This window comes from Bacillus sp. FJAT-27251 (assembly GCF_001273925.1).
In the GTDB taxonomy this organism is placed as follows: domain Bacteria; phylum Bacillota; class Bacilli; order Bacillales; family Cytobacillaceae; genus Mesobacillus_B.
Window position 1 is genome coordinate 1,892,371 of the sequence record NZ_LIGG01000001.1, and the last position, 24,278, is coordinate 1,916,648.

The 24,278-nt window shown below is 46.8% G+C and carries 20 protein-coding genes; 11 read left to right on the top strand and 9 right to left on the bottom strand.

What is annotated here, in order from left to right; all coding sequences use genetic code 11:
- Window positions 1-153: 153 nt before the first annotated feature.
- Window positions 154-483, top strand: coding sequence for a hypothetical protein (locus tag ADU22_RS08920; RefSeq protein ID WP_053361833.1), 330 nt, complete (start codon window positions 154-156; stop codon window positions 481-483).
- A 40-nt stretch (window positions 484-523) separates the two neighbouring features.
- Here ADU22_RS08920 and ADU22_RS08925 read toward each other — a convergent pair whose 3' ends face one another.
- Window positions 524-1,678, bottom strand: a complete 1,155-nt coding sequence (locus ADU22_RS08925; RefSeq protein WP_053361834.1) for an MFS transporter — start codon at window positions 1,676-1,678, stop codon at window positions 524-526.
- 134 nt (window positions 1,679-1,812) lie between these two features.
- On the opposite strand from ADU22_RS08925, the gene addB reads away from it, so the two are divergent.
- Entirely contained in the window at window positions 1,813-5,298 is a 3,486-nt protein-coding gene (gene addB / locus ADU22_RS08930; protein ID WP_053361835.1) for a helicase-exonuclease AddAB subunit AddB, read from the top strand.
- A 1-nt stretch (window position 5,299) separates the two neighbouring features.
- Window positions 5,300-9,040, top strand: a complete 3,741-nt coding sequence (gene addA / locus ADU22_RS08935; protein ID WP_053361836.1) for a helicase-exonuclease AddAB subunit AddA — start codon at window positions 5,300-5,302, stop codon at window positions 9,038-9,040.
- Between the two features lie 44 nt (window positions 9,041-9,084).
- Here addA and ADU22_RS08940 read toward each other — a convergent pair whose 3' ends face one another.
- The 6 genes from ADU22_RS08940 to ADU22_RS08965 are packed head-to-tail and all read right to left on the bottom strand — an operon-like array spanning window position 9,085 to window position 11,026.
- Window positions 9,085-9,303, bottom strand: a complete 219-nt coding sequence (locus tag ADU22_RS08940) for a spore germination protein (protein WP_053361837.1) — start codon at window positions 9,301-9,303, stop codon at window positions 9,085-9,087.
- A gap of 51 nt (window positions 9,304-9,354) precedes the next feature.
- On the bottom strand, window positions 9,355-9,735 hold the full coding sequence (locus ADU22_RS08945; RefSeq protein ID WP_053361838.1) for a spore germination protein GerPE: 381 nt from the start codon (window positions 9,733-9,735) through the stop codon (window positions 9,355-9,357).
- Window position 9,736: 1 nt separating this feature from the next.
- A complete protein-coding gene (locus tag ADU22_RS08950) occupies window positions 9,737-9,919 on the bottom strand; it encodes a spore germination protein GerPD (RefSeq protein WP_053361839.1) in 183 nt (60 codons plus the stop codon).
- A complete protein-coding gene (gene gerPC, locus ADU22_RS08955; protein WP_053361840.1) occupies window positions 9,916-10,530 on the bottom strand; it encodes a spore germination protein GerPC in 615 nt (204 codons plus the stop codon). The genes ADU22_RS08950 and gerPC overlap by 4 nt, the downstream gene beginning before the upstream one ends.
- 17 nt (window positions 10,531-10,547) lie before the next feature.
- Window positions 10,548-10,787 carry a spore germination protein GerPB gene (locus ADU22_RS08960; RefSeq protein ID WP_053361841.1) on the bottom strand — a complete coding sequence of 80 codons (240 nt, stop codon included), beginning with the start codon at window positions 10,785-10,787 and terminating at the stop codon, window positions 10,548-10,550.
- 17 nt (window positions 10,788-10,804) lie between these two features.
- Entirely contained in the window at window positions 10,805-11,026 is a 222-nt protein-coding gene (locus ADU22_RS08965) for a spore germination protein (RefSeq protein WP_053361842.1), read from the bottom strand.
- Window positions 11,027-11,200: 174 nt separating this feature from the next.
- On the opposite strand from ADU22_RS08965, the gene ADU22_RS08970 reads away from it, so the two are divergent.
- The 3 genes from ADU22_RS08970 (at window position 11,201) to ADU22_RS08980 (ending at window position 14,185) form a co-directional block, all read left to right on the top strand.
- Window positions 11,201-12,793: a long-chain-fatty-acid--CoA ligase gene (locus ADU22_RS08970; protein ID WP_053361843.1), complete on the top strand. Its 1,593-nt coding sequence runs from the start codon at window positions 11,201-11,203 to the stop codon at window positions 12,791-12,793.
- Window positions 12,794-12,830: 37 nt separating this feature from the next.
- Complete coding sequence (locus tag ADU22_RS08975; RefSeq protein WP_053361844.1) at window positions 12,831-13,724, top strand: fumarylacetoacetate hydrolase family protein; 894 nt, start codon at window positions 12,831-12,833, stop codon at window positions 13,722-13,724.
- A 104-nt stretch (window positions 13,725-13,828) separates the two neighbouring features.
- Window positions 13,829-14,185, top strand: coding sequence for a YisL family protein (locus ADU22_RS08980; RefSeq protein ID WP_053361845.1), 357 nt, complete (start codon window positions 13,829-13,831; stop codon window positions 14,183-14,185).
- Window positions 14,186-14,222: 37 nt separating this feature from the next.
- Here the strand turns inward: ADU22_RS08980 and ADU22_RS08985 are convergent, their stop codons facing one another.
- A complete protein-coding gene (locus ADU22_RS08985; RefSeq protein ID WP_053361846.1) occupies window positions 14,223-14,783 on the bottom strand; it encodes a DUF2777 domain-containing protein in 561 nt (186 codons plus the stop codon).
- 173 nt (window positions 14,784-14,956) lie between these two features.
- Here ADU22_RS08985 and asnB point away from each other — a divergent pair, with 173 nt between their 5' ends.
- Window positions 14,957-16,804, top strand: a complete 1,848-nt coding sequence (gene asnB, locus ADU22_RS08990; RefSeq protein WP_053361847.1) for an asparagine synthase (glutamine-hydrolyzing) — start codon at window positions 14,957-14,959, stop codon at window positions 16,802-16,804.
- 53 nt (window positions 16,805-16,857) lie between these two features.
- On the opposite strand, the gene ADU22_RS08995 is transcribed toward asnB, so the two are convergent.
- Window positions 16,858-18,606: an alpha-glycosidase gene (locus tag ADU22_RS08995; protein WP_053361848.1), complete on the bottom strand. Its 1,749-nt coding sequence runs from the start codon at window positions 18,604-18,606 to the stop codon at window positions 16,858-16,860.
- 330 nt (window positions 18,607-18,936) lie between these two features.
- Here ADU22_RS08995 and ADU22_RS09000 point away from each other — a divergent pair, with 330 nt between their 5' ends.
- From ADU22_RS09000 to ADU22_RS09015, 4 genes are all read left to right on the top strand, one after another.
- On the top strand, window positions 18,937-20,214 hold the full coding sequence (locus tag ADU22_RS09000; RefSeq protein ID WP_053361849.1) for a sugar ABC transporter substrate-binding protein: 1,278 nt from the start codon (window positions 18,937-18,939) through the stop codon (window positions 20,212-20,214).
- A 342-nt stretch (window positions 20,215-20,556) separates the two neighbouring features.
- A complete protein-coding gene (locus ADU22_RS09005) occupies window positions 20,557-21,840 on the top strand; it encodes a carbohydrate ABC transporter permease (protein WP_053361850.1) in 1,284 nt (427 codons plus the stop codon).
- 1 nt (window position 21,841) lies between these two features.
- Window positions 21,842-22,684 (top strand): sugar ABC transporter permease, encoded by an 843-nt coding sequence (locus ADU22_RS09010; RefSeq protein WP_046525435.1) that lies wholly within the window; start codon window positions 21,842-21,844, stop codon window positions 22,682-22,684.
- A gap of 65 nt (window positions 22,685-22,749) precedes the next feature.
- Window positions 22,750-24,276 carry an alpha-amylase family glycosyl hydrolase gene (locus tag ADU22_RS09015; RefSeq protein WP_053361851.1) on the top strand — a complete coding sequence of 509 codons (1,527 nt, stop codon included), beginning with the start codon at window positions 22,750-22,752 and terminating at the stop codon, window positions 24,274-24,276.
- Window positions 24,277-24,278: the final 2 nt, after the last annotated feature.

The following is a 24,278-nucleotide window of genomic DNA, read 5'->3' on the forward strand; positions in this document are numbered from 1 at the left end:
TCTTTTTCGGCGAACTCCCCGAAAAAGGTACCTGACAGCCACCTCCTGTCCCATTTGCGCCCACCCGGAGCTTTTAATAAAGATGAGCATGCTGTTTGAGGTTCAACGGGCACCTGCTTGGGTAAATCAATTAAAAAGAGAGGAGCTGCATGAATGGAAGAACAAAAAAGAACCTACTATGTAAGTATCGCCAGCGGGGAAATCCTGGAGCAGGCAGCGGAACCGGAAGGGCAATTTAAAATCAGGGCAACAGATGAGGAAGTAAAGCATCTGAAAGAATTCATGGTTGACAATTATAAGGCGGACTGGAAATCTTTTTGGGAGGCGCACGTTCCTTTCAAGCAGTATCATACCAATAAAACAAATCCCGAGTATGATGATACGATGAAGGAAATGTACGCTATGATCTATGAACTTGGAGACGAGGAGACCAGACAGCATATTTCCAATATGGGTTATGTTGGCAGCGACAATTTGGACTAAGGCTGAAAAGGATTGGGCGACGAATGCCCAATCCTTTTTATTACCCATTTTCAGGAGCGCACGGTCCTCCTTTTAAAAGCAGATAGCAAATTCCCAAATTGCCGGTGAAAATGGCGGACAGGAGCAGGAGAACGTCGAAGAAGCCGAAGAAGGAGGCGATTCCGGGTGCCAGGCTGGCGCCTGTAAGCAGGATAAAAGAGTACAGGGAAAGCGCCTTTGCCCTGTTGTTTTTGGCAAAAGTGCCAATTAAGGTTATGACCGTGGGAATGGTAAGCGAGATGGAGGAAACAAATACGATCGAGAAAATAATCAGGCCAGCATTTGTATGAAAGATGGACATGGCGGAAACGCTGGCCGCGCCCGCAGCAAGCCCGGCAGCCAAAGTTTTAATTTCACCGGCTATTTCAATTAATTTTCCAGTGAAAAGGGATACGGAAGCCCCAATCAATCCGACCGTCCGTATCAGGAAGAGGTCGGCCTCAGAACCGGTAAAGAACCTCCCGAGGGCATCATAAAAGGCAATCACCGAAAAGAGGAGCGTAAAAGAGACAATATAGCATTTTAATAAGTAAGGGTTTCCGAGCAGGGACCGGAACACAAGAAACATAGATTCCGTTTCCCGCACGGATGCGGGAGGGGCGGGCAGAAGGAGGAAAGCCAGCGCGAACAGAATAAGGTAGCAAACAGCAAAAAAGTGAAACACGCTGGTCCAGGAAAGCCAGGCAGTGAGAAGAGCGCTGACAAGCTGTCCGAAGATGCCCGCTATCAGAAATCCTGTATTGATCAGGACGACAAGCATCGTACGCTGTTTAACCGGAAATGCATCGTAGGAGTAGGCAAACACAACAGAAGCAAAGGAAGCAAGCGTAAACCCCTGGATGGAGCGCGTTACCCAGAGGCTCTCCGGCCCAGAGGACAATCCGACGCAAAACGTCGCCAGTGCGGAGGCCAAGAGTCCGAAAACTAGCACCTTTTTCAATCCTGTGAACGATGACAGCATACCAAGGGAAAGAAGCCCGCAGGCATAAAAACAGGTAAACAGGCTCCCGGCCAAGACAACATCACCAGCAGGGATGCCAAGGTCTTTGGCAATGATTCCATAGATGGGGACCAAGGTATAAATATTACTTGCCACCAGGATGGCACAGGCTGTCAAAAGAACAACGGCAGTTGGCATATTTGCTTTTGAGTACATAGTATCACCCAGGATAGGGTATGCGGATGAACCTGCTTTTGAAGGTTGTTTTTGGCAATACTATTTCGCATTCATCACCACCGGGTTATGGTATCATCAATTAATAGAAACATAGGTTAAAAGGAGGAAGAGATATGGCTGTTCGCTTTGTATTGGGGCGTTCCGGGAGCGGCAAGACGGAGCTATGCTTAAAGGAAATTATCGGCAAGCTGACTGAGAACCCGGCAGGAGATCCGATTGTCTACCTTGTGCCCGAGCAGATGTCCTTCCTGTCGGAATACCGGCTGTCGACAACTCCTGGCCTTGGAGGCATGATCCGGACCCAGGTCTATAGTTTTCCCCGGCTTGCCTGGAGGATCCTTCAGGAAACTGGCGGATTTACCCGCTATCACCTAACCAGTGTCGGGGTCAGCATGATGATCAGGAAAATCATTGAAGATAAAAAAGACGATTTGAAAATTTTTCAGCGCACGGCTGATAAAAATGGCTTTATCGAACAGATGGAACAAATGCTGATTGAATTTAAGAGATATGCAATCAAGCCTGAAGACCTTGCTTCAGAACCTGGCGGGGAAACCGGAGACAAGGCGCTCCGGGAAAAGCTCCATGACCTGGAGATCATCTACCGCCAGTTTGAAGATGAACTATTCGGCAAATACATTGATTCGGAAGACTATTTTCGCTTGCTGGCGGAAAAGATTCCATCCTCACATTACTTAAAAGATGCCGAAATTTATATTGATGGTTTTTACACTTTTACCCCGCTTGAATACAGGATTATCGAGCAGCTGATGAAGACTGCCCGGCGCGTCACCATAGCCCTGCCGCTTGACCGTGCATTCAAGCATAATGGGCCGGATGAACTCCACCTGTTCAGGCTTACCGGGGAAACCTGCCGGACTCTGCATGAAATCGTCCAGGCAAACGGAATCGAACTCGAGGATGAGGTAACCCTATCTGGCCAGCTCAGGTGGCAGGATGAGTCGCTTAAGCATCTCGAGAGCGCTTTTGAATCTCGTCCTGCGAACCCTTATCAGGCACGTGCCAATATCCATATTGCCGAAGCCGCAAACCGGCGCGCCGAGGTGGAGGGAATTGCCCGTAAAATCCGGAGCCTTGCCAGGGAAGGCGGATTCAGGTATCGGGATATGGCCATTCTGACCCGAAATGGCCAGGATTACCGGGATATTCTGGAGACGGTATTTACAGACTATGAGATTCCATACTTTATAGACCGCAAGAGCACCATGCTCAGCCATCCGCTTATTGAACTGGTGCGCTCAAGCCTTGAAACGGTGATTGGAAGCTGGCGGTATGAGCCAATTTTCCGGGCGATAAAGACGGACTTGTTCTTTCCGCTGGGAGCGAGCATCGAGAAGGAACGAGAGCGGATGGATATCCTGGAAAACTATGTGCTCGCCTATGGGATTCAGGGGGACAAATGGACAAGGAGAGATCCATGGGTTTACAGACGCATCCGGGGACTTGAACACTCGGAACAGGTACAGACAGATGCCGAGAAAGAGAGGGAAGAGCTATTGAACCGGCTGCGGGGCATGATTACGGCCCCGCTGCAGCGAATGGCCCGGCGTCTAAAGCGGGCGGACAATGGCCGCAAACTGTGTGAAGCCGTCTACCTTTTCCTTGAAGAGCTCAATATTCCCGCAAAGCTTGAAGAATGGCGGCTGGCAGCCGAATCGAAGGGAAGGCTGGTGGAAGCAAGAGAGCATGACCAGGCCTGGAATGCGGTCATTGAGCTACTAGATGAGTTTGTGGAGATGCTTGGTGAAGAAGAAGTGTCCCTAAGCCAGTTCATGGCTATTCTGGATGCCGGATTTGAATCCTTGAACTTCTCGCTCATTCCTCCTGCGATCGACCAGGTGCTTGTGGCTGACCTGGAAAAATCAAGGCTTGCTGACATTAAGGCAGCTTTTGTTATCGGAGTCAATGAAGGTGTGCTCCCTGCCAAGCTGACAGAGGATGGAATTCTTGGCGACGATGACCGCGAAGCCCTAAAGGAAGGGGGACTGCAGCTCGGAGCCACCAGCCGGCAAAAGCTTCTTGATGAGAACTTCCTGGCATATAAGGCGTTCACGACTCCATCCGAATTGCTTTATGTCTGCTATCCAATTGCCAATGAAGAGGGCAAGGCGCTGATTCCATCCTCTTATATCAAGAGAATGGAGGATTTGTTCCCTTACCATATAAGGCATGTCTTTGCGGCTGACCCATCCGAGTTATCAGAGCTGGAGCAGCTAGAATATGTTTCGGGTGAAAATACTGCGCTGAGCTACCTTGCATCCCAGCTCCAGCTCAAGAAACGGAATTATCCCATTTATGATCTTTGGTGGGATGTATATGATTACTATATGGGAAACACCCGCTGGAAAGAGGTGGCAAGCAAGGTACTAAGCAGCCTGTTTTATGAAAACCGTCCTCAAAAGCTGTCCGAAAAGGTCAGCACCGAGCTATACGGGGAAGAAATTCAGGCCAGCGTATCCAGGATGGAGCTTTTTAACAGCTGCGCGTTCTCGCATTATGTTACGCACGGCTTGAGGCTTCGGGACCGGCAGATTTTCCGCCTGGAGGCTCCCGATATCGGGGATTTATTCCATGCCGCTTTAAAATACATTGCCGAAACAGTGATGAGGGAGAACTTATCATGGGCCAGCCTGACAAGGGCACAGTCCGAGGAGCTTGCGAAGGATGCGGTGGAGAAGCTGGCTCCAAGGCTTCAAAATGAAATCCTGCTCAGCTCGAACCGCCATCATTATATTAAGCAGAAACTCGAAAAAATCATCAGTCGTGCATCCATCGTCATGAGCGACCATGCAAAGGCCAGCGGCTTCTCGCCTGTTGGGCTTGAGCTGGGGTTCGGGCGCCAGGGGACACTTCCGCCGCTGGGCTTTACCCTGAAAAACGGGACTAAAATGGAACTGATGGGACGGATAGACAGGGTGGACAAAGCGGAGGATAACAACGGAATGTACCTCAGGGTTCTTGATTATAAATCAAGCGATAAAGAGTTGAACCTCACAGAGGTTTATTACGGACTTGCCCTGCAGATGCTGACGTACCTGGATATTATCATCACCCATTCGCCGCTGATTGTAGGAAAGGAAGCGGATCCTGCAGGAGTCCTCTATTTCCACGTCCATGATCCAATCGTGAATGCGTCGAGAATGCTTTCGCTGGATGAAATAGAAGAGGAGATCATTAAGCAGTTCAAGATGAATGGACTTCTGCTGGCTGATGAAAATGTCATCCGAATGATGGACCGCAAACTCGACAGTGGATCAAGCTCCCAAATCATCAGCGCCGGCTTCAAGAAAGATGGCAGCATGACAAAGGCTTCGAAGGTTGCAAGCCGTGAGGACTTTGATCATTTACGGCGGTTCGTACGGCAAAAATACATCGAGACAGGGAATGAAATTGTCAGCGGCGTTGTGGATATTGCGCCATTTAAGCTAAAGGACAGGCTGCCGTGTACCTTCTGTTCCTTCAAGTCTATCTGCCAGTTTGACAGAACCATCGAAACAAACGAATTTAGAAAGCTTGTCCCGAAAAGCAAGGAAGATATCCTTGAGGCGATCAGAAAGGAGGAGAACCTGATTGACTAGCATGAAAATCCCTCCTAAACCGGAGGGAGCTACCTGGACAGATGACCAGTGGAAGGCGATTATGGCAAAAGGACAGGATATTCTCGTTGCGGCAGCTGCCGGGTCAGGCAAAACAGCGGTACTCGTAGAGCGGATTATAAAAAAGATCATTTCTGAGGATGCTCCGCTGGATGTCGATGAGCTATTAGTGGTAACCTTTACCAACGCTTCCGCTGCCGAGATGCGCCATCGAATCGGAGAAGCCCTTGAAAAAGCGATTGACAGCCAGCCGGGCTCTGCCCATTTGCGAAAGCAATTGAGCCTGCTTAACCGGGCGTCCATTTCGACCCTTCATTCTTTTTGCCTTGAAGTCATCCGGAAGTATTATTACCTGATTGATGTCGACCCCGGATTCAGGATAGCCGACGAAACGGAAGGACAATTGTTAAGGGACGAAGTGATAGATGAATTATTTGAGGAAGAGTACGGCCGGAAAGACAATCTTTCCTTTTTCAGGCTTGTTGATACCTTCACCAACGACCGAAGTGATGAAGCCTTAAAAGACATTATTCTCGAACTATATGACTTTTCCAGGTCCAATCCTTCCCCGGAGGGCTACTTGGATTCCATCGCGTCGATGTATGACACGGCGAGCTACGCTTCGATTGATGACCTTCCTTTCATACAGTCCTTAAAACTTGATTTGGAACTGCAGCTCCAGGGAGCGAAACGGCTGCTGGAGCAGGGGCTGGAATTGACAAAGCTGCCCAATGGCCCAGCACCGAGAGCAGCCAATTTCCTTGAAGACCTTGTGCTTGTGGAGTCCTTGATATCTGCTCAGCAAGAATCCTGGACGGCTCTTTACGAGATGATGCAGAAGGTGGACTTTAAGCGGGCAAAAGCATGCAGCCCGAAGGAATACGACAAGGAACTGATTGACAAGTCAGGCAAGCTAAGGGATAAAGCGAAAAAACTGGTGCAGGAAATGCAAACGGAGCTCTTTTCACGCAAGCCGTCCAGTTTCCTGAGAGATATGGAGGAGATGAAGCCTGTCATTGAGACACTGACCAGGCTGGTGAAGATATTTGGGGAACGGTTCGCCGCTGTAAAACAGGAAAAGGGCCTGGTCGATTTTTCAGATCTCGAGCATTACACACTGAACATTCTTTCCGATTCAGGCGAAGCGGGAGAGCAGCTTGTTCCTTCCGAGGCTGCTTTGAACTATCGCAAAAAGTTCAAGGAAGTGCTGGTCGATGAATATCAGGATACCAATATGGTGCAGGAAGCAATCCTGCAGCTTGTCACGGCCGATGGGGAACACAGCGGCAATCTATTCATGGTTGGCGATGTCAAACAGTCTATCTATCGATTCCGGCTGGCTGAACCAAACCTTTTCCTAAACAAATACAGCCGGTTTACCGCCGAAGGGGACGGAACAGGACTGAAAATTGATTTGGCGAGGAATTTCCGCAGCCGCGGGGAAGTGCTCGATGGAACGAATTATTTGTTCAAGCAAATCATGGGAGTACGGGTTGGTGAAATCGACTATGACGAGAATGCCGAACTGAAAAAAGGTGCTCCTTATCCTGATGAGCCATTTCCGGTAGAACTCCTGCTCATCGACCAGGATGGGGCTGCACTGCCGGAGGAAGAGGATGGGCCAAAAGAAGGCTTTGATGCCGAAGAGCTTGAGCAGTCCCAGCTGGAAGCGAGACTGATGGCCAGGAAGATCAGGGAAATGATTTCGGAGAGAAGGCCTGTCTATAATCCTAAAAACAAAAGTGGGCAGCCAATAAAGTATCGTGATATTGTCATCCTGGTCCGTTCCATGACATGGGCGCCGCAGTTTATGGAAGAGTTCAAGCAGCAGGGGATTCCTTCTTATGCGAACTTATCAACCGGCTATTTCGAAGCGACGGAAGTGGCCATCATGCTTTCCCTTCTGAAGGTCCTCGATAACCCGTTCCAGGATATACCGCTGGCCTCTGTGCTGCGCTCGCCGATTGTCGGGCTAAATGAAGAGGAGCTGGCCATTATCCGGATCCATGATAGAAAAGGAAGCTATTATGATGCTCTTTCTGCCTTCTGTGCGCGGCCTGCAGGCGAAGGACATGAGGAACTTTATGAAAAGGCCAGGCCGTTTTACGACCGTCTCAGGGAGTGGAGGACAAAAGCCAGGAAGGAAGCTGTTTCGGATTTGATCTGGCATCTGTTCCGTGAGACCCGTTTTTATGATTTTGTCGGCGGAATGCCTGGAGGGAAGCAGCGTCAGGCCAATCTGCGGGCTTTGTATGACCGGGCCAGGCAGTATGAATCCACTTCTTTCCGCGGCTTGTTCCGCTTCCTCCGTTTTATTGAACGAATGCGTGACCGCGGAGACGACCTCGGTGCTGCAGGCGCCATTGGGGAGAAGGAGGATGTGGTCCGGATTATGACCATCCATAGCAGCAAAGGACTGGAGTTCCCGGTCGTTTTTGTAGCGGGCTTGGCCCGCAAGTTCAACACGATGGATTTGAAGAAGCCGTTCATGCTTGATAAAGAATATGGATTTGCGTCAAAGTACGTGAACCCTGATAAGCGAATTTCCTACCCATCGCTGCCGCAGCTGGCTTTTAAGCGAAAGAAGAAAATGGAAATGCTGGCTGAGGAAATGCGCGTGTTGTATGTGGCCCTTACCCGTGCCAAGGAGAAGCTGTTTCTGTTGTCTACGGTGAAGGATGCCCAAAAGACGATTGAAAAGTGGTCCCAGGCCGCAAGCTCCCCCGAGTGGCTGCTCGAAGACTATTCAAGGGCGTCTGCCAACAGCTACCTTGAGTGGATTGGCCCTGCCCTGGCGAGGCACCGGGATGCAGGTTCCACTTTTGGGAATGAAAGGGACACTGACAATGACCTGGCAGACCATCCTTCCCGTTGGAAGATTCATGTTTATGAGGCAAACGATGTTGCCCGCCTGTGGGAGGAGGAGAACTTCGAACGCGAAGATAAGCTGGAAAAAATAAGGTCAGGAGAACTTGTTTCTTCTCCTTCATCTTATGCTGAAGCAGTCCAAACACAGCTATCCTGGAAATATGCGTACAGTGAAGCAGCAACTCACCGTTCAAAGCAGTCCGTTACTGAAATGAAACGCAATCATGAGGTGCGTGACGCAGAGAGTGGAACGGATTTCCTTCGAACGTTTTCCAAACCGATTTTGAACCGGCCGAGATTCATGCAGGAAAAGAAGCTTACTCCAGCGGAAAAGGGGACGGCGATGCACATGGTCATGCAGCATATCGACCTAAGAAAGCCAGTGACCGAGCAGTCTCTCACGGAGCAATTGGATCAAATGACCGCATCGGAGCTCCTGTACCCTGAGCAGAGGGAAGGTGTGGAGATTGGATGGATACTGGCATTTTTCGACACAGAGCTGGGGCAGCGCCTGCTTAATGCGGAAAAGGTAAACAGAGAAGTGCCGTTTTACTTGTCCTTGCCGGCTGAGCAAGTCTATCCGGACTGGAATGGGGAAGATGAGCAAATTTTCATCCAGGGAGTCGTGGATTGCGTGTTTGAGGATGAATTGGGGCTGGTCTTGCTTGACTTCAAATCCGATGCAATTGAAGACCGGTATAAAGGCGGATTTGAACAGGCCCGGCCGATTCTCGAAGAGAGGTATCGTATCCAGCTGGCTCTTTATGCAAAAGCTCTTGAGCAGGTATGGAAAGTCCCGGTAAAGGAACGCTACCTCTTCTTCTTTGACGGAGGACATCTTTTGAAACTGGATTAACAAAATAATGAAGGAAGGACTGACCCAGAGGTCAGTCCTTTTTGTTAGTTATTACCAATTGTTGGCTGATCAACCAAATTGGAATCAACGACATTGTTAGCGTTTAAACCATTATTGGTCAGGACAAAGCCCCCTGTATTGCTCGCACCTTGCCCAGAGGCTGTCTTTGAAGCGCTCTTTGGCGAAATAATAAGGGAGTCCCCAAATTGGACGTTACCCCCTCCGACGTTAATGATTTGCACTGGCCCGACAAAAGCTGGCATTTAAAACATCCTTTTCTTTTTGGCTCCTGTTTTTAACATATGCACGCAAGTTCACTGTTGTTCATCATCAGGTAACAGCTGGCGAATATGCTTTATTCTTGCTTCCATTGTTACATGGCAAGTGTTTCCCAGATGCACAACGGCTGCAGTGGATACACCTAAAATATCAATCTTCCCAACTTTTATACAGGGATTGATATTATGCTGATACATCTGAACTTGTTCCGTAATCGAAGGAAGGGGAATAGGTTCGGAGAAAATGCCATAGGGAGCCAAATCTCCTTCATTCCCAAAGAAAATCTCTGCCTGCCGCTGAACGGCAAGAGCCCGCGCACTACTTTGAATCCGCTGAGAATCACCTATTTGTAAAACCGAACTGAAAATCACAGCTTTTATTTCCAACTCATCAACTACAGTAGTTCGAGGGGCCATGCTATCTTGCCTCAGGCGCAAGTGGCACAAATGGTCCGGAGATAAAGGATTCAGGCGGGGTGTCGAACGTAGCTGCCAGCTGGATTGTTTCAGCGTCTCCTATAAGAAAGAGAGCCGAGCTGGCCACCCCAAGAACATGAATATTTCCGACTTGAATATCTCTATTATATACATTGAAGATCAAGTTTTTCCCTCCCTTTCCTGCTGTTGCAGCTGGCTTAAAAACAGGCGGACGCCCTGCTGGATTTCATGCTTGATTTTATTTGTGATTTCCTGTTTGGCTGCTTTATCCAAATTTCGCTGATCAGCCGGTAAACTGGCGAGGTGGGAAGAAATCCGCTGAGGCAGCTGCTTTATAATATCTTCTTTTATTAAGGGGTAATAAGAGTCGCTTACGGTAAATTTTAGCTCATCTTGGGCTTGCTCATAAATTTGTGGGAGAGAAATTTCCAAAAACTCCATAATTTCGCTCTCAATCTCATTGTTCCTCACTATTTTAAATGGGGTTTTTGGAGGGATCGGTGATTGCATGCTTTTGTTGTCAACCGAAAAATCGGAGATCCCTTCAAGGTCTGTGGGATTCAAGCCAATATTCAGTGTTCCTTCAAGTGTTTCGACCTTCAATTGATCAAACTTATATTCAAGTGTCCCAATCTGCACGGGAGGGCGTTCTTTTAGGCTGGCGATTTCTTGGCGTAATTCATTCATTGATTTTTCCAGCATATATATCTTTTTTGTTTGGCGTTCGATAAAGATATGAAGCTCCCTCAAATATTGATACATTTGATTATTCACAGACCTCACCTCCTCATTTATGGGGAAGAACTTCTTACAGGTGCTAGAGGGACAAGAGGTTCTGGGCTGAATGCCGCGGCAGCCGCAGCTGGCGGGCTTGCCTCTGGTGCTGGCTGTGTAAATCCTCCAGTATTATAAAGATAGGAAGCCGGCTTAATCACTCCTGCACTGCCAATTTGAAAGACGGATGAATTGCTGATCCCGTCAATCCTAATTAAATTAATGCATATGCTTTGCTTTATATAATAATTTGCCATCTTTCTCACCTATCTGTTTAGGCATTGAAAAGAATACCTTGATCTAAGCCATCCTGGTCGAAAGTATTAGTAGAGCTTCTGCTATTATAGTTAGTCACCGAATCTCCCGTATTAAATGATCCTGCCCCTGAAAAAGTCTTGGAAGTGGAAACTGGCATGATCTTATAGACGTCACCAATATGGAATACGCCGCTGCTGCTAACTGATATAACCTGTACTGCTCCAACGATTGCCGGCATAATACAACACCCTTATTGAGGTTTTGCTAATAGGCTATGTCAGCGGAGGAAGAATGTGATTAAAATGCCTATATTTAATTAATAATCGAAAACCGACACAAACCGACATTATCAGCTTGAAAGATTATGGTACGATATTATTAGAATTTTCTGTATGGAGGAAGGGAGATTGTTATGGACGTACCGTTGATATTAACGCAGTTTTTGGATCGAGCCGTATCTTTATATGGAGAAAAGAAAGCGATTTTTTGTGAGGACAGAGAGTTTACATACCGGGAATTGAACAGCCGGGTAAATCGACTGTCCGATGGGCTCAGGAAGCTTGGCGTGAAAAAAGGAGACAGGATTGCCTATCTCGCTCCAAATACAGTCGAAATGCTTGAAGGCTTTTACGGAGTGTTTCAGCTTGGCGCTGTCATGGTCCCCCTAAATATCCGCCTTAAACCGGATGATTACCTGTTTATCCTGAATCATAGTGAATCCAAGGTGCTGTTTGTCGACCAGGAGCTTTATCACCTTATTGTCCCTGTAAAGGACAAGCTTGAGACCGTTGAGAGGATCATTGTTCATTACCATGACGGTGAGAGCCCGGAGACAGGGTATGATGAGTGGCTTAAAGGCAACTCTGAGGCGCCATTCGACAGGGAGGTCCTTGATGAACAGGATGTTTGTAGTCTGCTGTACACGAGCGGCACTACCGGAAATCCAAAGGGCGTCATGCTGACCCATAGGAATAATTACCTGCATGCATTAAGTTCCATGCACCATTTGCGGGTAAGTGATGAGGACATCCTCATTCATGTACTGCCCATGTTCCACGTCAATGGCTGGGGCTCGCCATTTTACTATACAGCCAATGGAGCAGCACAAGTCTGCTTAAGAAAGGCAGCTCCGGAATCGATTTTTGCCGCGATTTCCAAGCACGATGCGACCGTCATGCATATGGCCCCGACAGTGCTGAATTCCATTCTTCAACATTATGAACAGCATGTCCCTGAGGTTAAGAAAGATATAAGGGTAGTGATCGCAGGTTCGGCCCCGCCTCCGGCATTTGTAACAAGAGTCGAAAAAGAGCTGGGCTGGGAGTTCATCCAGGTGTATGGAATGACAGAATCTTCGCCCCTCAGCACTGTTTCCATCGTACGCTCCCACTTGAAAGGGCTTCCATTAAATGAACAGTACCGGATGAAAGCGAAAGCCGGGGTCCCGATGATTGGCAGCGAAGTGAAGGTTGTTAACGAGCTGGGAGGAGAGGTTGCCGGGAATGGGACGGAAATTGGGGAAGTTGTGGTCAGAAGCAACGGAGTCATGAAGGGGTACTGGAAGAACGACGAAGCAACAATGGAAGCGATTCGCGATGGCTGGCTGCATACAGGGGATATGGCCAATGTCGATTTATATGGAAATATCGAAATTGTCGACCGCAAAAAAGATGTCATAATCTCGGGAGGCGAGAACATATCCTCAATCGAAGTGGAAGGCGTTCTCTATGACCATCCTGCAGTTCTTGAGGCGGCTGTGATTGCGGTTCCTCATGAAAAGTGGGGAGAAACACCACATGCCTATGTCGTGCTTCGCCCTGGGACCGCTATTACGGAAAAGGAACTGATAGGCTTTTCCAGGGAAAAGCTGGCCCACTTCAAGGCCATTACCGGTGTCACATTTGTCGATGAACTCCCGAAGACCGCATCAGGTAAAATACAGAAGGTACATTTGCGAAATGAATATTGGGAAGCAAAAGGCAAAACCGGCAAGTTTGTGAATTAAGGGAAGGGATTCAATAAAAACAAGGAGCAGATTACACATGAAGTTCGTTACAGCAGAAGACAGGCAGGGCGTTTTTATTGGCATGGTTCATGATTCAGGGGAAAAGGTTCTTGCCCTGGGACGGGTACAGCAGAAATTTGAGGGAATAAATACGATTCCGAAAACCATGCACGAGTGCATCGCCTTGGGTGGAGAGTTTTTAACCAAGGTTCATGAAATTTCCGAGATGGCAGGGGAGGAACTGTTTCTCCCCCTATCAGAGGTGAGCCTGCTGGCCCCTATTCCGCGTCCCGCGAAAAATATATTTTGTGTGGGCAAAAATTATATTGAACATGCGCTTGAGCTCGGCAGCAGGGAAGACATTCCGGAGCATCTTATGGTATTCACCAAGGCGCCGACAACTGTCATCGGGTACGGCCGATCCATTCCTATCCATGAACAGGTTACAGAAGAACTTGATTATGAAGGAGAACTTGCGGTTGTCATTGGCAAAGGGGGACGAGCGATCAAAGAAGAGCATGCTCTTGGGCATATATTTGGCTATACGATCATCAATGATGTGACCGCCCGTGACCTGCAGGCAAGGCATAAGCAATATTTTATCGGCAAAAGCCTTGACGGCACCTGTCCAATGGGGCCATGGATTGTTCATTCCTCCGCCATTGGAAGTCCAAACAGCCTGAGGATTGAGACCAGGGTGAATGGCGAAGTCCGGCAATCGTCAAATACGGAACATTTTATTTTTCCCATTCAAAAGATCATAGCTGAACTGTCCAAAGGAATGACCCTGGAACCAGGTGACATTATTGCAACCGGTACCCCTTCAGGAGTAGGAAAAGGCTTTCATCCTCCAAAATTCCTGCAAAAAGGGGATGAAATTGAAATATTTGTCGAGGGCATAGGCAAGCTGGTCAATAGAGTTGGGGAATAAAGGATAGTTCGACAATTTTCTTCCTTTTCCCACCATATTTTTAGGAAAATCTGTCCTCCTGTGATATGATAAAACAGACTTATTGATAATAGGAGGCAAGCAATATGGTACATGCCCATATGACCGCATGGTTCTTGGCTGTCATTTTATTTTTTGTTGCTCTGGGCCTGCACAAGGGCGGAAAACAAAAAGGTTTCAAGATTGTACAGATGATTTTGCGAGTCTTGTACATACTTATTCTTGCGACTGGCCTGGGTATGCTTTTCAGCCTGGCCAATATCAGCATGATGTATATTTTAAAAGTGGTCGTTGGCCTTTGGGTCATCGCGATGATCGAAATGATTTTGGGGCGGACGGCAAAGGGAGAAAGAACACAAGTATTGTGGATTCAATTTATCATTGCCTTTGTACTTGTCCTGTACCTTGGATTTTCCCTTCCATTGGGAACGTATATCTTTTAGAAAAGAAAAAAGCTGCCTGCGCAGCTTTTTTTCTTTTCTAAGAGATTTTTTCAATCACAGTACGCTTTCCGCTGCTAAGGGTAAATTCAAAGCGGTCGCTATGAGAACTGGCATAATCAAAATGGTGCTGGATGCTGCAGATGCATTCTTCGTTGTCAAAAATCAGGAAGTTTACCCCGCAGGCTCCCTCATTTCCGTTGAGGAAGGTAAGGTGGTTATAGCAGTAAATACAATCATGGATGGAAAAATGAAGGGAGTTCAGGGTATTGATAAAATACAAAAAGGCCTCATCCTTCAGTTCATCCAGCAGTCTTTCCAGGGAATAGATCAATTGTTTCCTGATCCTGATATTCTCACCGTCAAACAGGCTTATTATTTTCCTGTCACATTGGACTTTCCCGTTTTCGAGCAGCAATCCTCTCTGCCAGCTATGATCACGAAAAACCTCGACTTCCTGGTTGATATGATGCTCCAAAAGCGAAGCTTCTTCCGTTTCCTCATCGAAAAAAACCCATTGCTGGTTAATGAACTCAATTGTGCCGGCATCAAATGCTCCAAGCTGATTTTCTATTAGCTTAATTCGTTGCTGTCGATTCATCATTAACCTCCGTATTTAGCTACTCACCATCCTTTCTAGACATCATTGCCGAATTTTATAACTGCAAATGAAAAGATATCGTCTCTAATTTTAACCATCCATATTCCTGCTGCATAAGATTAACCATAGCCCAAAAAATGGATATGTTCCGCTAAAGGAAGGAAGGATATTAAATGTGTGGGATAACCGGCTGGATTGATTATCGAAGAAATTTGCAGAATGAGCGGAAAACCGTATTGAAGATGGCGGATACCTTGGCCAAAAGAGGGCCTGATGATACCAATATTTGGGTTCAAACGCATGTTGCCCTGGGCCATAAAAGACTTGTGGTTGTGGATCCCGAGGGCGGCCGGCAGCCGATGACCAGAAACAAGGGAAATCACCGCTATACCATTTGCTATAACGGTGAACTATATAATACCGAAGATTTGAGAAAAACGCTTTCACTAAAAGGATATTCTTTTGATGGCCATTCTGATACAGAAGTTTTATTAACTGCGTACCTGGAATGGAAAGAAAATTGCCTGGAGTACTTAAACGGAATCTTTGCCTTTGCCGTCTGGGATGAGGCAGAGGAAATACTTTTTATTGGCCGGGACCGTCTGGGAGTAAAGCCGCTCTTCTTTACGGAGACTTCTGCCGGGCTGCTCTTCGCTTCAGAGCAGAAAGCCATTCTTGCCCATCCGGAAGTCAAGGCGGCAGTCAGCATTGAGGGACTGAATGAGCTATTTGGAGTAGGGCCGTCCCGCTCTCCCGGTACGGGAGTCTTCAAGGGGATCAAGGAATTAAGACCGGCACATGCCCTTCATTTTTCGAAGAATGGCCTGAAAATTTGGCGGTATTGGAATGTGAAAAGTGAAACACATCGTGACAGTCTTGATGAGACTGCAGAGAAAATTCGCTTCCTGTTCACAGATGCGGTTAAACGCCAGCTGGTTTCGGATGTTCCCCTGTGCACCTTCCTTTCCGGAGGAGTGGATTCGAGTGCCATTACAGCGATTGCAGCAAAAGAGTATGAAGCTTCCGGAAAAGGGAGGCTGCATACGTATTCCATAGATTACGAAGGGAATGCCAAGTATTTTAAGGAGAATGAATTCCAGCCTAACTCGGATGCAGCCTGGATCAGAAAGATGTCGGATGCCTTCTCGACTGTCCATCATGATTGTGTGATTTCCCAGCAGCAGCTGGCCGGACTCCTCGAACAGGCTGTCCATTATCGTGATTTGCCAGGAATGGCAGATATCGATTCTTCACTATTGTGGTTTTGCGGTGAGATTAAAAATGACTTTACTGTGGGCTTGTCAGGGGAATGCGCAGATGAAATCTTTGGAGGTTATCCGTGGTTCCGCCGGGAAGAGGATTTGAAGCGGGACGGTTTTCCATGGATGAGGTCCATTGAAGCAAGACAGGGGCTGCTGCGGGAACATTGGCGAAAAAAACTGAACCTGGAAGAATATATGATGGACCGATATGCCGAAACGATCGCTGAGGTTCCTCGGCTTGAAGGAGAATCCGGTGACGCGGCAAAAAGGCGTGAACTGTTTTACCTGAATATCATTTGGTTTATGACTACGCTGCTCGACCGAAAAGACAGGATGAGTATGGGAGCGAGCCTGGAAGTGAGAGTCCCGTTTGCAGACCATAGATTGGTAGAATACGTTTGGAACATACCTTGGGAGATGAAGATGCATGGCAATCGGGAAAAGGGGATTTTGAGAAAAGCCCTCGAGGGAATTCTTCCTGATGAGGTTCTCTATCGGAAGAAGAGTCCCTATCCGAAAACACATCATCCTGCTTATACGGAAGGAGTCAAGAGCATGCTTTCCGGTTTTCTCGAAGACTCCAATAGCGCCTTGCATGAATTCTTTGACAGGGAACAACTGTTGACCATGATTGAAACAAACGGGAAAAGCTTCTCTTCGCCATGGTTTGGCCAGCTGATGACAGGTCCGCAGCTGCTGGCCCATATCGCCCAGATCCACATCTGGTTCAGGGACTATAATGTAAATATAGCAGAATAGTGATCTATAAATAAGCGAGTGTGTCCGGGGAGACACACTCGCTTATTCGCAATTTAAAACTCCAACAGGGCAAACCCTCTTCCGTCCAGCTTTTCTGTGCTTGCCTCATATTGTTCATTGGTCCACAGGTTTTTTGTTTTTCTGCCTTTGAATTCGGCAGGCAAATCAAACTGCGCAGGCTCCGGGCTATGATTAAGGATGACAAGAACTGTTTTATTGCCGTCCGATTTAGTGTAAGCAAAACAGGTTTCATGGAAGTCCGGAGGAAGAAACTGAAGATCACCTGCGTTCGCCAGCAAAGGATATTTTTTGCGGAGGCTGATCAGCTTTTGAACATGGCCCAATAAGTCTTTATCCTGCCTGTCTTCGTCCCATCGCATACATTCCCGGCAGCCAGGGTCCATGACACCCTCCATGCCGATTTCATCACCATAATATAGACAAGGAGTACCATAGAAACTCAGGAGAATCGTGAATATCTGTTTTATCTTACTCTTATCTCCACCGCATTCTGTAAGGATTCTCGGTGTATCGTGGCTGCCAACCAGGTTGAAGGCAACCTCATTTACGTTGTGGGGATACATGTACATCACGTTAGTCATGTTCTCAATAAATTGTTTTGGAGTAATCGTTCCCTTGGCAAACAAATTGAGGATGTTGGTCATGAATGGATAGTTCATAACGGCATCAAACTGGTCTCCCCGCAGCCATGGCATAGAGTCATGCCAGATTTCACCAAGTATGTACAAGTCAGGCTTTATACCTTTGACCTCTCTGCGGAATTCTCTCCAGAAAGCATGGTCCACCTCATTGGCCACATCCAGCCTCCAGCCATCGATATCGAATTCCCGTACCCAGTAGCGGCCCACTTCCAGCAAATAATCCCGCACCTCGGGGTTCTCGGTATTCAGCTTAGGCATTTTTGGCTCGAAGGCAAATGTGCTATAGTTTGGCAAAGGATTGGCACCCACAGGAAATTCCCGCAGATGGAACCAGTCCCTAAAACGTGATTTCTCCCCATTCACCAGAACATCCTGGAACTGTTCAAAGTAAAAGCCGCTATGATTAAAGACAGCATCAAGCATTACTTTTATTCCATGATCATGGCAGACCTTAACCAGACGTTTTAACGTGTCCTTATCGCCGAACTGGGGGTCGATTTCCATATAGTCGATCGTATCGTACTTATGGTTTGAATGCGCTTTAAAAATAGGCGTAAAATAAATCCCGCTGATGCCAAGCTTCTTAAGATAATTTATATTCTTAATGACACCTTCCAGGTCACCGCCAAAGAAATTGGAAGGGGTCGGAGCTTTGCTTCCCCATGGGAGCGTGCCGGCAGGATCGTTGTCAGTGTTTCCGTTGGCAAATCGCTCGGGGAATATTTGATACCAGACAGTATCCTTCACCCACTCTGGTGCCTTGAAGACGTCAATATTATTTAAATAGGGGAAGCAAAAGTAATAAGCTGTATCATCTGTAGGCGGCTCAGCGTAAAAACCTTTTTCGGTAAGGCATATGGTTTCGGCATCATCCTTCAGGATAAAGCCATAACGTATTCTTTTATAGGGAGGGTTGACCACCACCGACCAATAATCAAAAAGCTGGTCAGAGCCGCTTTTTTCCATGGGGATGGAAGATGTAATCCATTGCCGGTCGACCCATTCATACTGGTCGCCGTAGACTAGCGTAATTTCCTCAACATCATTTTTCTTCGTTCGGATCCTGATGTGCAGCTCTTCATCAGTGCAAGCGTATGCATAATTGTCCTTGGGACGATGGTAAATTGCTTCCTTAAGCATAAGTACACAATCCTTTCATCAAATAAGATTTTCCGGCATTCCCCGGCAAAATAACATAACCTATTTATATACTATATTACAGTTAAGGTTAAATTAGGAAAATATTTGTTGTCAATCATGATATGGAGATTCACAAAAAATTAATAATAAGAGGATGGAAGAAAAAAAATTATAAAAAACTAGTTGTAAAACTCTTAAGAAACCTTATAATGAAAGTAGGTTGTGCAATCGTTTTCACAGTGGTGCGCCGTTTGGGACAAACGTTTGCGCTGTTAAGGAGAACTAATTTGGACAACACAAAAAGATCAAATATTTTTAGGAGGGGAACACATGAAAAAGGCATTATCCATTTTCATGATGCTGATCCTAGTGATTGGCGCTCTTGCAGCTTGCGGCCCGAAAGAAGAAGAAGAAACAAGTACTCCGGCTACAGGCAACACGGAAGAAGAAGCAGCTAAACCCGAAAAACTGGTTGTCTGGGAAGATAAAGATAAATCAGGATGGCTGGAAAAAGTGGCGGCTGACTTTGAAGCAGAACACGGCATTAAAATTGAGTTCAAAGAAGTTGAAATGGCAACAAAGATGCGCGACCAGCTTCGCCTGGATGGTCCGGCAGGAACTGGCCCGGATATCGTGACCCTTCCGCATGACCAAATTGGCCAGGTCGCAGTCGAAGGCCTTATTGCGGAACTTGATGTCAGCGATGAAACAAAGGCCCTGTTCTCTGAGTCTTCCATTCTCGCCCAATCTTATGACGGTAAATTATACGGACTTCCAAAGTCGGCTGAAACACCGGTTTTCATCTACAACAAAGCTTTGATGACCGAAGTTCCTGCCACAATGGAAGAACTTTATGACTTCGCTAAGGAAAATACAAAAGATGGAAAGTACGGCTTCCTTGCTCTTTGGGATAACTTTTACTTTGCACACGCACCAATCGGCGGCAATGGCGGTTATGTTTTTGCCGAAAATGATGGTGCTCTAAACCCGCAAGATCTTGGCTTAAACAATGAAGGTGCTGTTAAAGGTACTGAATATATTCAAAAATGGTATTCAGAAGGGCTATTCCCAAATGGGATCATCGGTGAAAGCGGCGGTTCCGCAATGGATGGCCTGTTCAATGAAGGGAAAGTAGCTTCCGTCATGAACGGACCATGGGCCTTTGGAGCAATGGCAGATGCCGGAATCGATTACGGCGTAGCTCCATTTCCGAAGTTCGCTGATGGAACACCTATGAAGACATTCATGGGTGTCAAAGGCTGGCATGTGTCTCAATTCTCCAAAAACCAGGAGTGGGCAACCAAGTTCCTGGAGTTCATAACAAATGATGAAAACGCGAAATACCGTTTCGAACAAACAAAAGAAGTACCTACCAATGTAGCATTGGTCGAAGACCCGGCAATCGCTGAAGATGAAGGGGCAAAAGCAGTTGCGCTTCAAACTCAGGATGCGGTTCCAATGCCAAACATTCCTGAAATGTCCGAGGTTTGGAAGCCAATGGCGGATGCTCTGCAAACCGTTGTAACTGGCAAGGCTGAACCAAAGGCAGCACTTGATTCCGCTGTAGACCAAATTAAGCAAAACATCGAGGCAAATCACTCCAAATAAGGAGTGAAATTGAATAGCAGTACCTCCCAGGGGTACTGCTATCTCTTTTTATGAGGATTTTTCCTGTAGTAGGACAAACGATTGCACTTCAGAGAGGTTCAGATGTTTTGGCAGGCAGAAAACCACTTTATAATAGTAAAAGTTTGGGCACTCAGATAACTGTCCAGCTCCAGCGTCTAGCCCCTCGAGTCGCTTCGGTCCATCTGTTGAAGTCAAAGAACGACTTCATCAGATGGCCCTCCAGCGCTTGTCGGGGCTGACCAAGGCGCTTCCGCATTTCGTCTGCTAAAGCACCTGATGCTTTTTTAAAAAAATAGAGAAAGAGAAAGGGGGAAATATAGGATGGCTGATGTATCCTATCAAACCAACCACCGAAAAATTGCCACAGCCCTTTCAATCATTCCGGGGCTGGGCCAGTTATACCACAAGCAATATTTAAAAGGGGTTTCATTTTTAATTTTGGCAGCATCCTTTTTCTACGTGTTCGCCGACCTTCTAAACATTGGTCTTTGGGGCCTGTTCACCCTCGGGGAAAAAACTCCGCGTGACCATTCCATATTCCTGCTGGTTTATGGAATTCTGGCAGTTATTGTCGTCATCTTTGGAATCGCCTTTTATCTCTTTAACCTCCGTGATGCCTACCGCAATGGCGTGAAAAGGGATAAAGGTGAAAGACTGACAAACCTGAAAGAACAGTACCATAACCTGGTTGATAACGGCTTCCCATATCTGATCATGTCTCCTGGGTTCATGCTGCTGGTATTTGTAGTTATATTCCCAATCCTGTTTGTGGTGCTGCTGGCGTTTACCAACTACGACCTTTACCATTCTCCTCCAGCTAAACTTGTTGACTGGGTAGGAATTAAAAACTTCATTGACATCTTTAAAATTGATATTTGGCGACAGACATTCTTCTCTGTTTTTGCCTGGACGATTGTTTGGACATTCGCAGCTACCACATTCCAGGTTGCCTTGGGCATTTTTCTGGCTATTGTGGTGAATCAGAAAGACTTGAAAGGCAAAGCCATCATCCGTACGATTTTCATTCTGCCTTGGGCAGTACCGGCGTTCGTTTCCATACTTGTTTTTGCCGGCATGTTCAATGAATCCTTCGGAACCATTAACAATGATATCCTTGCCTTCTTTGGCATAGGCCCAATCCCGTGGATGACAGAAGCGGTTTATACAAAGATTGCGCTTATTTTGATTCAAACCTGGCTTGGCTTCCCATTCATTTTTGCAATGACCACCGGAGTGCTCCAGTCGATTCCAAATGAATTATACGAAGCGGCCACTGTGGATGGTGCTACCAATTTCCAAAAGTTCAGGAATATCACGCTTCCGCTGGTCCTGTTTGCCACTGCGCCAATCCTAATTACGCAGTATACGTTCAATTTTAACAATTTTAATATCATCTATCTTTTCAACGGCGGAGGACCTGCTGTCCCAGGATCGAACGCCGGCGGGACGGATATCCTGATCTCGTGGATTTATCGCCTGACAATGACATCAGCACAGTACTCTAAGGCTGCAGCTATCACAATGATGCTTTCGGCCATAGTAATTGCCGTAGCACTTTGGCAGTTTAAGAGAACGAAATCATTCCAGGAAGAGGATATGATGTGATATGAGCATAAAAAAAGAGAAATACATCAGACTGACACTCAGTTACCTAGTTGTTTTAGCCATGGTCGCCATCATCCTGTATCCGTTGGCATGGATTATTGGTTCCTCATTCAACCCGGGGCAGAGCTTGTCGGGTTCCAGCATCATCCCTGAGAATGCAACCCTGGCCCATTACGAGAAGCTATTCGACCTTGAACGAAGCAATTACCTGCACTGGTATTGGAATTCACTGAAGGTCAGCATTTTCACCATGCTCCTGACTGTGATTATGGTCAGCCTTACAGCCTATTCATTTTCCCGTTACCGCTTTGTCGGCCGGAAAAACGGCTTGGTCTTGTTCCTGATCCTGCAGATGATCCCAAACTTTGCCGCCTTAATTGCTATTTTTATTCTAGCGCAGCTCACGGGATTGCTTGATACGCATCTTGGATTGATTTTGATTTATGTTGGCGGTCAAATTCCAATGAATACCTGGCTGATGAAGGGCTATCTTGATACCATTCCAAAAGAGCTGGATGAATCAGCCAAAATCGATGGCGCAGGACATATGCGGATCTTTCTGCAAATTGTTATGCCATTGGCAAAGCCAATGATCGCAGTAGTAGCGCTGTTCGCCTTTATTGCTCCATTTGGCGACTTCATTATTGCCAGCATTCTACTAAGAACAGAACAGAAATATACGCTGGCCGTAGGTTTATATGACATGGTCGCAAAGCAGTTTGGCGCCGAATTTACCACCTTTGCTGCTGGTGCGGTGCTGATTGCCGTCCCAATCGCCATCCTGTTCCTCTCCTTCCAAAAGTACTTTGTATCGGGTTTGACGGCTGGAGGTACAAAGGGATAATCTAATATAGATACAAACAAGCAAAGGCTTCCAGGCCTTTGCTTGAATTTTGGAGGAGGACGGGAATGAAAAAGGCATTTTTAGGCTTCACCCTCATTTTCATTCTTATTTCCTTCAGCCTTCCTGCGGGGGCTGTGGAAAAAGAGGAACGGAAGTGGCAGGATGAAACGATTTACTTCCTGATGATAGATCGTTTTAATAACGGAGATAATTCCAATGACTACAAAGTTGATGTAAAAGACCCAAAAGCCTATCATGGCGGAGACTTTGAAGGCATCACCAAGCAGCTGGACTATATTAAGGATATGGGGTTTACAGCGATTTGGCTGACACCGGTTTTCGATAATATCGATAAAGGCTATCACGGCTACTGGATCAATGACTTTTATGCGACAGAAGAGCATTTTGGAACAATGGAGGAGTTTAAGAGACTGGTACAGGAAGCTCATAAGCGTGACATCAAAATCATCCTTGATTTTGTTGTGAACCATGTAGGACCTGGCCACCCTTGGCTCGAGGATCCGGATAAAAAGGACTGGTTCCATCAGGAAAAAGAGATTAACAACTGGAATAGCCAGGAAGACCTTGAAAACGGCTGGCTATACGGCCTTCCCGATTTGGACCAGGACAATCCCGATGTTCGCAAATACCTTCTTGATGCAGCAAAGTGGTGGATTGAGGAGACGGATATAGATGGCTACCGGCTTGATACGGTCCGGCATGTACCTGTTGATTTCTGGAATGACTTTTCCCGCGAGGTAAAAAGCGTGAAGGAAGATTTTTATCTGATCGGGGAAGTATGGTCGAACGATCCCAATTATATTGCCCAATATGACAAGGCAGGAATTGACGGGTTTGTCGATTACCCTCTGAATGACCATCTGCGTACGGCGTTTTCCCAGCCTGACCAGACGCTGGATTGGCTATTTTCTACAGCGAAGCGGAACGGGGGCATTTATGAAGATCCTTATTTAATGGGAACTTTCATGGATAATCATGATACAGTCCGCTTTACGCGGGATGTTATCCAAAATAATAATCACCCAGGCCCACGATGGAGGCTGGCGCTCACTTACTTGTACACTTCCCCAGGCATCCCGATTGTTTACTATGGAAGCGAGATTGCCCTTGATGGCGGAGAGGATCCAGATAACCGACGGCAAATGAATTTCCTGACAGATAAGGAATTGATCGATTATATCTCCAGGATAGGTGAAATCAGAGGGAAACTGCCTTCATTGACAAGAGGCACATTTGATTTGCTGCACGAAGAAGATGGAATGGCTATTTATAAGCGTGAATACCAGGATGAAGTATCGGTGGTTGCCATTAATAATACTACACAAACCCAAAGTGTCACTATACCAACGGATCAGCTCGAAGAAGGGAAAGAGCTGCAGGGACTGCTCTTGAATGATCTCGTCCGCAGTGAAGATGGACACTATACGATTATTCTTGACAGGGAAGAGGCCGAAATATATCGGCTCTCGGATCGTACGGGACTGAACATGGGCTTTTTGGCGGCAATCCTCGCCGTAATTGGAGGCTTCCTGCTATTTTTGTTTGTGCTTTCAAGAAGGGCAAAGAAATAGCT

Coding starts and splice junctions, on each gene's coding strand:
- ADU22_RS09015 (WP_053361851.1), top strand. CDS start 22,750: ATGAAAAAGGCATTTTTAGGCTTCACCCTCATTTTCATTCTTATTTCC.
- ADU22_RS09000 (WP_053361849.1), top strand. CDS start 18,937: ATGAAAAAGGCATTATCCATTTTCATGATGCTGATCCTAGTGATTGGC.
- ADU22_RS08920 (WP_053361833.1), top strand. CDS start 154: ATGGAAGAACAAAAAAGAACCTACTATGTAAGTATCGCCAGCGGGGAA.
- addA (WP_053361836.1), top strand. CDS start 5,300: ATGAAAATCCCTCCTAAACCGGAGGGAGCTACCTGGACAGATGACCAG.
- ADU22_RS09005 (WP_053361850.1), top strand. CDS start 20,557: ATGGCTGATGTATCCTATCAAACCAACCACCGAAAAATTGCCACAGCC.
- ADU22_RS08970 (WP_053361843.1), top strand. CDS start 11,201: ATGGACGTACCGTTGATATTAACGCAGTTTTTGGATCGAGCCGTATCT.
- asnB (WP_053361847.1), top strand. CDS start 14,957: ATGTGTGGGATAACCGGCTGGATTGATTATCGAAGAAATTTGCAGAAT.
- addB (WP_053361835.1), top strand. CDS start 1,813: ATGGCTGTTCGCTTTGTATTGGGGCGTTCCGGGAGCGGCAAGACGGAG.
- ADU22_RS08995 (WP_053361848.1), bottom strand. CDS start 18,606: ATGCTTAAGGAAGCAATTTACCATCGTCCCAAGGACAATTATGCATAC.
- ADU22_RS08945 (WP_053361838.1), bottom strand. CDS start 9,735: ATGGCCCCTCGAACTACTGTAGTTGATGAGTTGGAAATAAAAGCTGTG.
- ADU22_RS08960 (WP_053361841.1), bottom strand. CDS start 10,787: ATGGCAAATTATTATATAAAGCAAAGCATATGCATTAATTTAATTAGG.
- ADU22_RS08980 (WP_053361845.1), top strand. CDS start 13,829: ATGGTACATGCCCATATGACCGCATGGTTCTTGGCTGTCATTTTATTT.
- ADU22_RS09010 (WP_046525435.1), top strand. CDS start 21,842: ATGAGCATAAAAAAAGAGAAATACATCAGACTGACACTCAGTTACCTA.
- ADU22_RS08965 (WP_053361842.1), bottom strand. CDS start 11,026: ATGCCGGCAATCGTTGGAGCAGTACAGGTTATATCAGTTAGCAGCAGC.
- ADU22_RS08985 (WP_053361846.1), bottom strand. CDS start 14,783: ATGAATCGACAGCAACGAATTAAGCTAATAGAAAATCAGCTTGGAGCA.
- ADU22_RS08975 (WP_053361844.1), top strand. CDS start 12,831: ATGAAGTTCGTTACAGCAGAAGACAGGCAGGGCGTTTTTATTGGCATG.
- ADU22_RS08940 (WP_053361837.1), bottom strand. CDS start 9,303: ATGCCAGCTTTTGTCGGGCCAGTGCAAATCATTAACGTCGGAGGGGGT.
- ADU22_RS08925 (WP_053361834.1), bottom strand. CDS start 1,678: ATGTACTCAAAAGCAAATATGCCAACTGCCGTTGTTCTTTTGACAGCC.